The sequence below is a fragment of the Streptomyces sp. URMC 129 genome, from assembly GCF_051386415.1.
GTDB lineage: Bacteria > Actinomycetota > Actinomycetes > Streptomycetales > Streptomycetaceae > Streptomyces.
The window spans coordinates 1-10795 of record NZ_JBPQTQ010000163.1 but is presented as its reverse complement, the minus strand read 5'-3'; the positions used below and the strand labels follow the sequence as shown (position 1 = coordinate 10795).

General features: G+C 73.4%; 11 protein-coding genes and 1 pseudogene. 8 read left to right on the top strand and 4 right to left on the bottom strand.

The window, feature by feature from the left end; translation table 11 throughout:
• Positions 1 to 77 precede the first annotated feature (77 nt).
• Both ACSNOC_RS25175 and ACSNOC_RS25170 read left to right on the top strand, forming a co-directional pair.
• Positions 78 to 926 (top strand): annotated as a pseudogene (locus ACSNOC_RS25175) (metallophosphoesterase); the annotation flags it as partial.
• Between the two features lie 139 nt (positions 927 to 1065).
• Positions 1066 to 1743 carry a hypothetical protein gene (locus tag ACSNOC_RS25170; protein WP_436749862.1) on the top strand — a complete coding sequence of 226 codons (678 nt, stop codon included), beginning with the start codon at positions 1066 to 1068 and terminating at the stop codon, positions 1741 to 1743.
• Positions 1744 to 1753: 10 nt separating this feature from the next.
• Here ACSNOC_RS25170 and ACSNOC_RS25165 read toward each other — a convergent pair whose 3' ends face one another.
• The gene (locus ACSNOC_RS25165) at positions 1754 to 2599 is read right to left on the bottom strand and encodes a Cof-type HAD-IIB family hydrolase (RefSeq protein WP_436749861.1); all 846 of its coding nucleotides are present in this window, start codon (positions 2597 to 2599) and stop codon (positions 1754 to 1756) included.
• Positions 2600 to 2746: 147 nt separating this feature from the next.
• On the opposite strand from ACSNOC_RS25165, the gene ACSNOC_RS25160 reads away from it, so the two are divergent.
• The 6 genes from ACSNOC_RS25160 to ACSNOC_RS25135 all read left to right on the top strand — a co-directional run bounded on the left by ACSNOC_RS25160 (position 2747) and on the right by ACSNOC_RS25135 (position 8282).
• Positions 2747 to 3679, top strand: a complete 933-nt coding sequence (locus ACSNOC_RS25160; protein WP_436749864.1) for an LLM class flavin-dependent oxidoreductase — start codon at positions 2747 to 2749, stop codon at positions 3677 to 3679.
• A 111-nt stretch (positions 3680 to 3790) separates the two neighbouring features.
• Positions 3791 to 4654, top strand: a complete 864-nt coding sequence (locus ACSNOC_RS25155; RefSeq protein ID WP_436749860.1) for a class I SAM-dependent methyltransferase — start codon at positions 3791 to 3793, stop codon at positions 4652 to 4654.
• A 124-nt stretch (positions 4655 to 4778) separates the two neighbouring features.
• A complete protein-coding gene (locus ACSNOC_RS25150) occupies positions 4779 to 5723 on the top strand; it encodes an ABC transporter ATP-binding protein (RefSeq protein ID WP_436749859.1) in 945 nt (314 codons plus the stop codon).
• A complete protein-coding gene (locus ACSNOC_RS25145) occupies positions 5720 to 6616 on the top strand; it encodes an ABC transporter permease (RefSeq protein ID WP_436749858.1) in 897 nt (298 codons plus the stop codon). Before ACSNOC_RS25150 ends, ACSNOC_RS25145 begins: the two co-directional genes overlap by 4 nt.
• On the top strand, positions 6613 to 7530 hold the full coding sequence (locus ACSNOC_RS25140; RefSeq protein WP_436749857.1) for an ABC transporter ATP-binding protein: 918 nt from the start codon (positions 6613 to 6615) through the stop codon (positions 7528 to 7530). Before ACSNOC_RS25145 ends, ACSNOC_RS25140 begins: the two co-directional genes overlap by 4 nt.
• Positions 7531 to 7559: 29 nt before the next feature.
• Positions 7560 to 8282: an ABC transporter permease gene (locus ACSNOC_RS25135; RefSeq protein WP_436749863.1), complete on the top strand. Its 723-nt coding sequence runs from the start codon at positions 7560 to 7562 to the stop codon at positions 8280 to 8282.
• Positions 8283 to 8345: 63 nt separating this feature from the next.
• On the opposite strand, the gene ACSNOC_RS25130 is transcribed toward ACSNOC_RS25135, so the two are convergent.
• The 3 genes from ACSNOC_RS25130 to ACSNOC_RS25120 are packed head-to-tail and all read right to left on the bottom strand — an operon-like array spanning position 8346 to position 10767.
• On the bottom strand, positions 8346 to 9062 hold the full coding sequence (locus tag ACSNOC_RS25130; RefSeq protein WP_436749856.1) for a hypothetical protein: 717 nt from the start codon (positions 9060 to 9062) through the stop codon (positions 8346 to 8348).
• Entirely contained in the window at positions 9049 to 9561 is a 513-nt protein-coding gene (locus tag ACSNOC_RS25125) for an RNA polymerase sigma factor (RefSeq protein ID WP_436749855.1), read from the bottom strand. The genes ACSNOC_RS25130 and ACSNOC_RS25125 overlap by 14 nt, the downstream gene beginning before the upstream one ends.
• 30 nt (positions 9562 to 9591) lie before the next feature.
• Positions 9592 to 10767, bottom strand: a complete 1176-nt coding sequence (locus ACSNOC_RS25120) for an alpha/beta hydrolase family protein (RefSeq protein WP_436749854.1) — start codon at positions 10765 to 10767, stop codon at positions 9592 to 9594.
• Positions 10768 to 10795 lie beyond the last annotated feature (28 nt).

The following is a 10795-nucleotide window of genomic DNA, read 5'->3' as shown; positions in this document are numbered from 1 at the left end:
CCTCAAACCGGGCCGCATCGGCACCACCGTGATCCAGCTCCTCATCGACGCCATCGAGAGCCCCGGCGGCCGACGCGCCGCAGGAGGGCACCGGCCCGCTCTATGTCGTCGGTGACGTGCACGGTTATCTGGACGAGCTGCGCGCGGCCCTGCGCGCGGCGGGCCTCACCGACGACAGCGACGGCTGGGCGGCGGGCACCACGCGGCTGTGGTTCCTCGGGGACTTCACCGACCGCGGCCCGGACGGCGTCGGCGTGATCGACCTGGTGATGCGGCTGTCCGCCGAGGCCGCCGCCGCCGGCGGGTACTGCAAGGCCCTGCTCGGCAATCACGAGCTGCTGCTGATCGGCGCGAGCCGCTTCGGCGACACGCCGGTGGACTCCTCGGCCGGCACCGCGTCGTTCCAGGCGGCCTGGCTGCTCAACGGCGGGCAGCGCAGTGACATGGAGCGCCTCCAGGACCACCACGTCCAGTGGATGTCCCGGCTGGACTCGATGGCCCTGGCCGACGGGCACCTGCTGCTGCACTCCGACACCACCGCGTACCTGGACTACGGCAGCACGATCGAGGACGTCAACGACTCGATCTGGCAGGCTCTCCAGCGCCATGACGTCGCGGTGACCTGGGATCTGTTCCGCAAGTTCACCAAGCGGTTCGCCTTCCGCGACGAGGAGTCCGGGCCGCAGGCGGTGCGCGAGCTGCTGGACACCTACGGCGGCACGCGCGTCGTGCACGGCCACAGCCCGATCCCGTACCTCACCGGTGAGAACGGCGCGGACGCCGACGCGGCGGGCGGTCCGGGCGCGGAGGCCGCGCCGCGCGTGGACGGGCCGCACGTGTACGCCGACTCGCTCGCCATCGCCATGGACGGCGGCGTCACCATGGCCGGGAAGCTGCTGGTGTCCCGGCTGCCGCTGCCCGCGTGAACGGCCGTGCGAGGCGGACGGATTCCGGTAATTCCCTGTCATAAAACGCGGATGCGCTCTACCATCGGGGTCCGCTCATCACCTGGTTGCCTGATGAAGGCTCTGGGGACTGGGGACGCTTATGAACAGCCCTGATGGTTTGGAAGGCCTGCCCCCCGAGGACCGTGCGGACGTCGAGCGGGTCCTCGACGAGACCCTGCTGACCGCCCGCCTGACGTCGGGCCTCGACCGCGCCGGGATCGACCGGCTCCGCGCGCTGGCCCTGGACTCCCTGCCGGAGATCACCGCCGCCGCCGACACCGAGTACCAGCGGTACGCCCGGCTGCGCGCCGCCTCCCGCGCGGGCCCGCGCCAGGACGCGAACGGCGCCGGGACCGGGGCCATGACCGCGGTCTTCGTGCTGGTGCCGGTGCTGGCGGCGATCGCCGCCGCGGTGTTCCTGCTGCTCGGCTACGCGCTGGGCGTGGCCGGGTCCGAGCCCACGATCGCCGCGCCGATGCGGCAGGCGGGCTGGGTGTTCGCCGCCGTGGCGGGCGCCGGCGCGGTGGCCGCCGCGGTCGGCCTGGTGGTGGCGGCCGTCCGGAACGGCGCCGCCGCCGCGCCCGTGGCGGACGAGACGGCCCACGCCCGCGAGGAGTGGCGGCGCGCGCTGCACGACCGGGGCGTCGTCCCGTTCCTGCGCCGGCACGGCGAGCACGGCGGGAGGGGCGAGCACGCGGCCCGCCGGACGGGCTTCTCCAGCCCGCGCTTTTCCAGCCCCCACTTCTCCAGCCCGGCCCGCGACACGACGACGCGCCACCGCGACGCGCGCCGCTGAAGCACGCCGCTCACCGGCCGCCCCCGCCCGCCAGCAGTTCCTCGATGACGACGGCCACGCCGTCCTCGTCGTTGGACCTGGTGCGGCGCGGGATCGCGGCGAGGACCGCCGGGTGGGCGTTGGCCATGGCGTAGGCGGTGCCCGCCCACTGGAGCATCTCCAGGTCGTTGGGCATGTCCCCGAACGCGACCACCTCGTCCGGCCGGATTCCGTACCGGCGGCAACGGGCGGCCAGCGTGCGCGCCTTGGTCACGCCGGGGGCGCTGATCTCCAGCAGCGCGGTCGGGCTCGACCGCGTGAACTCCCCGTGCTCGCCCGCCACTTCACGACCCAGCGCCATGAACTCGTCGGGGTCGAGGTCGTCGTGGTGGGCGAGGATCTTCAGGATCGGCAGCTCCCGCAGCCCGGGGCCCGGCTCCAGCAGCTTCTCCACGGGCGCGACGACCGCGACCGGCTCGAAACCGGCCGGCGGGTATCCCGGCTCGTGGTGGAACCCGGCCGTCCGCTCCACGGCGAAGCTCACACCGGGCGCCACGCGCCGCAGCGCGTGCACGATGACCTGCGCGTTCTCCCGCAGCAGCGGGCGGGTCTCGATGAGCTCGCCGCCGCGGTGCAGGTCGACCACGGCCGCGCCGTTGCCGCAGATGGCCAGGCCGTGGCCGTGCACGTGGTCGGCGACCACGCCCATCCAGCGCGCCGGGCGGCCGGTCACGAAGATGACCTGGATGCCCGCGGCCTCGGCCGCGGCCAGGGCGGCGACCGTGCGGGGCGAGACCGTCGCGCCGGAGCGCAGGAGCGTGCCGTCGAGGTCGGTCGCGATCAGGCGCGGGAGCCGGGGGGCGGGGATCGGGGCCACGAGGAGTCAGCATAGGTCCGCGCGTACACCAGTGCGGGGGCGCACCCGTGCGGGAGCACACCGTCGCTTCCCGGCCGCTTCGGCGGAACCGGTCCACAGGCGCGGGGAATGGGCTTACCCTTTCTGCCCATGGCTGTTTCCCCCGCGCTGCCGCTGCGGCTGTCCACCGTCATCCTTCCCGTGCACCGCTGGGCGGAGGACGGCCGGAGAATCTGGCGGCAGGCCGAGGAGCTGGGTTTCCACGCGGCCTACACGTACGACCACCTGACGTGGCGCGGCTTCCGCGACCGCACGTGGTTCGGGGCGATCCCGACGCTGACGGCCGCCGCCGCCGCGACCGAGCGGATCCGGCTCGGCACGCTGGTCACCTCCCCCAACTTCCGGCACCCGGTGACCCTGGCCAAGGAGCTGATCACCCTCGACGACGTGTCCGGCGGGCGGGTCACCCTGGGCATCGGCTCCGGCGGCACCGGCTTCGACGCCACCGCGCTGGGCCACGAGGTCTGGCCGCCGCGCGAACGGGCCGACCGCTTCGGGGAGTTCGTGCGGCTGCTGGACCGGCTGCTGAGCGAGAGCGGCACCACCTCCGGGGTCGGCACCAAAGGCGTGTCCTACCAGGGCGAGTTCTACTCGGCGCACGAGGTGCGCAACATCCCCGGCTGTGTGCAGCACCCCCGGCTGCCGTTCGCCGTGGCCGCCACCGGGCGGCGCGGGATGCGGCTGGCCGCGCGGCACGGGCAGGCGTGGGTGACCACGGGCGACCCGGCGACGTTCGACGGGACCGCCGCCGACTTCCACGGCGGGCTGGCGCGGCTGACCGAGCAACTGGACGGCGTGTGCGAGGAGACCGGACGCGAGCCGGCGGGCCTGGGCCGCGTCCTGCTCGACTCGGGCCAGGCGCCGCGCGACGTCTCGCCGCTCGCCTCGGTCGCCGCGTTCGTGGACTACGCGGGGTCGGTGGCGGAGCTGGGGTTCACCGAGCTGGTGCTGCACTGGCCGATCCCGGACTCCGTCTTCGCGGCGGACCCGGACGTCTTCGAGCGCATCGTGACCGAGGGCCTTCCCCAGCTCGCCGGCTGAGTCACGGCGTTCGAACAGCGCGTTGAACGGCGGGTTAAGAGACGCCGGGATGTCCGGTGCGATGTGTTATGGGTGTGGCGAGGATCACCCCGTGGGGACTAGCGTCGGGGCATGAGTCTCCTCAGCAGAGTTGCCCGGCCGGTCACCCGCCGTATCGATCGCCGTATCGAGCGCCGCGTCGACCGTACGCTGCGCAGGGAACTGGCCCGGCACCACCACACCACCGAACTGTTGCTCGGCAGCGACGGCCGCCGCTTCGACCGGCACCCCACCCCGGCGCAGATCAGCGCCGTCGCCCGCGAGGTCGGCGCGGTGACCGGCGAGCGCTTCGCCCGCCGCGCCACCGTGCAGGCGTACCGGACGCTGATCGAGGTCGAGAACCGGGGCGTCGGCCGGATCGCGGGCGGCACGTCCAACATCCTCGGCAAGCTCGCCGCCACCCCGCTGTTGAAGCCGCCGAACGGCGACGTCCTGGAGATCGGCACGCTCTACGGCCTCTTCGCCGGCTGCCTGGCACGGCAGATGCTGCGCGCGGGCATCCCGTACCACCTCACCATCGTCGACCCCATCGCGCCGGTGCAGTTGCAGGAGGGCATGGAGATCACGCACGACGCCTCGGGCACGCCCATCAGCGAGGAGATCGTGCGCGCCAACCTCCACTACGCCGGGGTCCAGCCCGACCGGACGCGGCTGCTGCGCGGGTACTCCACGGATCCCGGCATCCATCAGGCGCTGGCGGGCGGCAAGTTCGGGGTGATCGTCGTGGACGGCGACCACTCGGCGCCGGGCGTGCGGGCGGACCTGGAGTGGGTGGAGGAGCTGGCGGCCCCGGGCGCGGTCGTGGTCGTGGACGACTACGACGACCGGGTGTGGCCGGGCGTGAAGGAGGCCACGGACGAACACCTGGCCCGCGGCGACACGCGGCTGACCAGGATCGGCCAGGTCACCACCACCGCGTTCCTCCGCGCCTCATGACCCCACGCCCCCGGCCCCTGCCCCCGACTCCGGTACGAGCGTGCCCTTAGGGGAACGCCGCCCACCTCGCGACCAAAGAGTGACGCCTCGCCCGGTCCCGCCGACTACCGTCGCCGGGGTGAGCGTGAGCGTGATTCAGACCGAGAGCGTGACCAAGCGGTACCCACGGGTGACCGCGCTGGACCGGCTGACCGTGGACATCGGCCCGGGGGTGACGGGCCTCGTCGGCGCGAACGGCGCGGGCAAGTCGACCCTGATCAAGATCCTGCTGGGCCTGGCCCCCGCGACCGAGGGCACGGCCACCGTGCTCGGCCGGGACGCCGCGCGCGAGGGCGGTGCCATCCGTGAGCAGGTCGGGTACATGCCGGAGCACGACTGCCTGCCGCCCGACGTCTCGGCCACCGAGTTCGTCGTGCACATGGCCCGCATGTCAGGGCTGCCGCCCGCCGCCGCCCGCGAGCGCACCGCCGACACGCTGCGCCACGTCGGCCTGTACGAGGAGCGGTACCGGCCGATCGGCGGCTATTCGACCGGCATGAAGCAGCGCGTCAAGCTCGCCCAGGCGCTGGTGCACGACCCGAAGCTGGTGCTGCTGGACGAGCCGACGAACGGCCTCGACCCGGCCGGGCGCGACGAGATGCTCGGCCTGATCCGCCGCGTCTGGTCCGACTTCGGGATATCGGTCCTGGTCACCTCGCACCTGCTGGGGGAGCTGGAGCGCACCAGCGACCACATCGTCGTCATCGACGGCGGCAAGCTGCTGCGTGCCCAGGCCACCGCCGCGTTCACCGAGGTCACCGCGTCCCTGGCGGTCGAGGTCACCGACAGCGACACCCACCCGGACGGCGCGGCGGCGCTGCTCGCCGCCCTCCGCGCGCGTGGCCTGGCCGCCACCGCCGGGACCGGGCGGCACCTGGTCCACGTCGACGCCGCCGGGGACGAGACGGTCTACGACGCGGTCCGCGACGCCATCACCGACCTCGGCCTGGGCCTGATCCGCATGGAGCAGCGCCGCCACCGCATCGCCGAGGTCTTCCAGGACACGGCCCCGCAGGAGGCACGCCAGTGAGCACGGAGACCCCGGGCGTCCGCGACGCCCGCATCCACGACATCGGCTACCGCCACTACGACGGCGCACGCCTCGGCCGCGGCTACGCCCGCCGCTCCCTCGTCGTGCACTCGCTGCGCGGTGCCTATGGCCTCGGCCGCCCGGCCCGCGCCAAGGTGCTGCCGTTCGGCCTCTTCACGATCACGGCCCTGCCCGCGATCGTGATGGTCGCGGTCGCGATCACCACGGGCCTGGACGAGCTGCCCATCGAGTACACGCGCTACGCGCTGTACATGCAGCCCATCATCGGCCTCTATCTCGCCCTCGCCGCGCCACAGATGGTCTCCCTCGACCTGCGGTTCAAGACGATCCCGCTGTACTTCTCGCGCCCCATCGGCCGGAACGACTACGTGGTGGCGAAGTTCGCCGCGCTGTCCCTGGCGCTCTTCCTCTTCGTCTCCGTCCCGCTGGTCATCGCCTACGCCGGGGGCCTGCTGGGCGAGCTGGGCTTCGCCGACCAGACCAGCGGCTTCGCCCGCGGCCTGGTCGCCGCCGCCGTCTTCGCCGTGCTGCACGCCGCGATCGCGCTGCTCGTCGCCTCGCTCACCCCGCGCCGCGGCTTCGGCGTCGCCGCCGTCATCGCCACGCTGACCATTCCCTACGTCGCGGTCTCGGCCGTCCAGGTCGTCGCCAACGAGCAGGGCAGCGCGGAGGCCATCGGCTGGCTCGGCCTCTTCTCGCCGGGCACGCTGATGGAGGGCTTCCAGGCCAAGTTCCTCGGCGGGACCAGCGAGTTCCCCGACCACTTCATGCCGTCCGACGCGGTCGGCGCCGGCTACCCGCTGGTGATCACCGCGCTCGTCGGCCTCTGCTACCACCTGCTGACACGTCGCTACCGGAGGGCGGGCCTGTGACCACCATCCACATCTCCGCCGCCTCCCGCTGGTTCGGGAACGTCGTCGCCGTCAACGACGTGTCGATGGACATCGCCCCCGGCGTCACCGGCCTGCTCGGCCCCAACGGCGCGGGGAAGTCGACCCTCATCCACATGATGAGCGGCTTCCTGGCCCCCTCCTCCGGCACCGTCACGCTGGACGGCCGCCCGATCTGGCGCAACGAGCAGGTGTACCGCGAGATCGGCCTCGTCCCCGAGCGCGAGGGCATGTACGACTACCTCACGGGCGCCGAGTTCGTCCTCGCCAACGCCGAACTCCACGGCCTGAAGGACCCGCGCGCCGCCGCCCGCGCCGCGCTGGAGACGGTCGAGATGACCGCCGCCGCCGACCGCCGCGTCTCGACCTACAGCAAGGGCATGCGGCAGCGCGTGAAGATGGCCTCCGCCCTCGTCCACGAGCCGTCCGTGCTGCTGCTGGACGAGCCGTTCAACGGCATGGACCCGCGCCAGCGCATGCACCTGATGGAGCTGCTGCGCCGGATGGGCGACGAGGGCCGCACGGTGCTGTTCTCCTCGCACATCCTGGAGGAGGTCGAGCAACTCGCCACCCACATCGAGGTGATCGTCGCCGGCCGGCACGCCGCCTCCGGCGACTACCGCAAGATCCGCCGCCTGATGACCGACCGGCCGCACCGCTACCTCGTCCGCTCCAGCGACGACCGGGCGCTGGCCGCCGCGCTCATCGCCGACCCGTCCACGACCGGCGTCGAGGTCGACGCGGCGGAGGGCGCGCTGCGCGTGCAGGCCGTGGACTTCGCCCGGTTCACCACCCGACTTCCCCGCCTCGCACGGGAGTCCGGCATCCGGCTGCTGACGGTGTCCCCCTCCGACGAGTCCCTGGAGAGCGTCTTCTCCTACCTGGTCAGCGCGTAAGGACAGAAGACGTAAGGAGACGTCCGATGATCTACAACTCCACGGTCGCCAGGCTCACCTACCGGGCCCTGCTCGGCCGCCGCCGCGCGCTGGTCCTGCTGGCCCTGCCCACCCTCCTGCTCGTGATCGCCGTCGTGATCCGGGCCCTCGGCGGCGCGGACGACCGGGCCGCCACCGAGATCCTGGGCGGCTTCGCGCTCGCCTCCATGGTGCCGCTGATCGGCGTCATCGCCGGAACGGGCGCGATCGCCCCCGAGATCGACGACGGCTCGATCGTCTACCTGCTGTCCAAGCCGATCAGCCGCCGCACCATCATCACCACCAAGCTGCTGGTCGCGATCAGCGTCACCCTCGCCTTCACCACCACGCCCATCCTGCTGGCCGGGATGATCCTCAACGACAACAGCCAGCAGATCGGCAGCGCCTACACCGTGGCGGCCGGCGTCGCCTCCGTCGCCTACAGCGCGGTCTTCCTGCTGCTGGGCACGGTGTCGCGGAACGCGGTGGTCTTCGGGCTGGTCTACGCGCTGGTGTGGGAGGCGCTGTTCGGCAGTCTGGTGCCGGGCGCCCGCACGCTCAGCATCCAGCAGTGGTCCCTGGCGCTGGCCGAGCGGGTCGCGGCCGACGGCGCCGACATCACCTCCGACGTCGCCCTGCCCACCGCCCTGATCCTGCTCGCCGCCGCCACCGTGCTGGGCACCTGGTACGCGGGGGAACGGCTCCGCGTGCTGAAGGTGGCGGGCGACGCGTAGCGCCCCGCCGGGTGACGGCGGCCCCCGCACGGCACGGTGCGGGGGCCGCCGTCGCCCGGTGTTTCAGTCGAGGCCGGGCAGGGAGATGGTCACGACGCGCTCGGCCTCCCGGAAGCCCACGCCGTAGGACTCCTCGCAGTCGGCCACGTTCACCCCGGAGTAGACGGTGGAGCCGATGCCGGTGGGGCCGTCCTCGACGGTCCAGCCGCCGAGTCCGTGCTTCTCCAGCAAGCCGGTGATCCGCTCCTCCAGTTCGTCCCGGGACAGGCACACCCCGGCGAAGTCCTCGGCGCGCAGCAGCTCTTCGCGGAAGAGCGCGAACCGGCGCTGCTCGTCCGTCGTCCCGGTGTAGACGACGGCGTCGTTCTCCTCACACACCTCCTCCTCGCCCGGGTACACCCAGAGCGTGCCGTCCTGCCGGGCCACGCAGGCGGTGAGCGGTCCGGTGGGCACGGGGAACGCCCCGGCCTCCGCGATCGTGTCCAGGCACGCCTGCACGGGGTCCACGCCTCCGGCGGCGTCGAAGTCGGCCCCCGCCTGGTAACCGTCCATCGCGCAGGTCAGGTTGACGGAGTCCGCGGGCGTCCCGTCGTCCGCGACCCAGGCGTAGGCCCCCGCCGTCGCCCCGGCCACGGTCAGCGCCACGGCGGGCACCACGAGCAGCGGACGGCGGTACCGGCGCCGCGCGGGAGTGAACCGCGCGGGGACGGTGATGTCGGCGGCCCGTACCGGGTCGGCGGCGCGGAGCAGGCGGTCGAGTTCATGGTCATCGTGGGGCATGGTGCGCTTCCTTCGTCTCGAATCCAAGGCGCGGACGCAGCCGTTCACGCGCGCGGTGCAGACGGGTGGCGACGGCGCCGGGCGAGATGCCCAGCACCACGGCGATGTCCTGGTGCGACAGTTCGTCCCAGTAGGCGAGCCGCAGGATCTCGCGGTCCCCCTCGGACAGCCCCGCCAGCGCGGCGCTCAGATCCGGCCCCCCGGGCGGGGGCGGCGCCACCTCGGCCCGCTCCGCGACCCGCAGCAGCAGACGGCTCCAACGCCGTTGCCCGCGCGCCTGGTTGGCGAGCACGTTGCGGGCGACGCCCAGGAGCCAGAGCGCCGCGTCGTGCTCGTCGCCGGGCAGCCGCTTCCGCCGTCGCCACGCGACGGCGTACACCTCGGCCACCGCGTCGTGCGCGGCTGACTCACTGGTTCGGCGCAGGCAGTACGCCATGACCCGGCGGAAGGTCGACCGATACAGCCGGTCGAATCGCTCAGCCTGTGCATCCGATTCCATGCCCGGTAATGTCCGCCCGGAGGCGGCCCCTTACAGGTGGGCGTCGAAGAAGGCGGCCAGCTCCCCTCGTACGGTGGAGATCGCGCGGCCGGGCGGGATCGTGCCGATGTTCTTCTCGACGGTCTCGCGCGGCAGGCCGAGGTGGCGGGCGATCTGCGGGATGAGCGCCGTGGCGTCGGTGAAGGTGGCGTGTGCCGCCCCGGCCAGCGTCACCTCCCGGTGCGGGCCGGTGCTGTTGGCCACGAGGGCATCCCAGGAGGGCACGGTGGCGGGCGAGTTGCCGTCCTTGCCGAGCAGCAGGAACGGCCGGTCCAGACCGTTCGCGGCGACCGGGGACAGCTGGCCGGGCTCGGCCGGGTCCTGCACGTCGGCCAGCACGCCGTCGAGGTTGGCGCCCGCGACGAGCCGGCGGTCGTCGTGCATCGTCTGCAGCGCGGTGAAGCCGCCCGCCGAATGGCCGAACATGCCGACGCGCGCGAAGTCCAGCGCGTCGCGCAGCTCCGGCGGCAGCGCGCCGGGCAGGGCGTCCAGCACGAACCGGGTGTCGGCCACCCGGACGTCCACGGTCTTCCGCAGCAGCGCCCGCACCCGCTCGGGGTCCGGGTACGCCTCCCCGAACTCCTGCGGCAGCACGGTGCGTTCGACCCGGCCGTCCGGGAACTCGACGGCGGTGGCGTCGTAGGTGTGGTCGATGGTCACCACGACGTGGCCACGGGAGGCGAGGTCGTCGCAGAGCGTCGTCCCGAGCGAGCGCGGGTCCGCGACACCGGGCGAGTACAGCACGACGGGGAACGGGCCGCCGGCGCGGCACACGGGCGCGCCCTGCCGGGCGTGCGTCGGCGTGGCCGCCCAGTCCACGGCGTCGCCCGGGATGTCCGAGAAGTTGTTGAGCGCGGCGAACCCGGCGGCCTCCCCCGGCAGCATCTGCGGCGCCGCCGGGAACGCGGCGGCCTGGACCGGCAGCACCGGGTACCGGACCCCGATCATCAGCTCCCGGTCGCCACGGGACGCGAGCCACGGATCGCGGCGCGAGACGTCGACACAGCGGAACGCCGCCGTCCCGACCGCCAGCGGCCCGCCGGGGGCGGGCAGCCGCAACCGGGCGGAAGCGGTCGTGGCGGAAGCGGCGCCGGCGGCGCCGAGGGTGGTGGCGGTGGTCGCGGCGAGGAAGAGACCGGAGAGCAGAGCGGTCCGACGTGTGAACATGCCCCCACCCTGCCGCACCGCCCGGCCC

Bases quoted from the DNA above. Each gene is read 5' to 3' on its own strand.
- ACSNOC_RS25155 (WP_436749860.1), top strand. From the start codon at position 3,791: ATGAGTCTCCTCAGCAGAGTTGCCCGGCCGGTCACCCGCCGTATCGAT.
- ACSNOC_RS25130 (WP_436749856.1), bottom strand. From the start codon at position 9,062: ATGCCCCACGATGACCATGAACTCGACCGCCTGCTCCGCGCCGCCGAC.
- ACSNOC_RS25125 (WP_436749855.1), bottom strand. From the start codon at position 9,561: ATGGAATCGGATGCACAGGCTGAGCGATTCGACCGGCTGTATCGGTCG.
- ACSNOC_RS25120 (WP_436749854.1), bottom strand. From the start codon at position 10,767: ATGTTCACACGTCGGACCGCTCTGCTCTCCGGTCTCTTCCTCGCCGCG.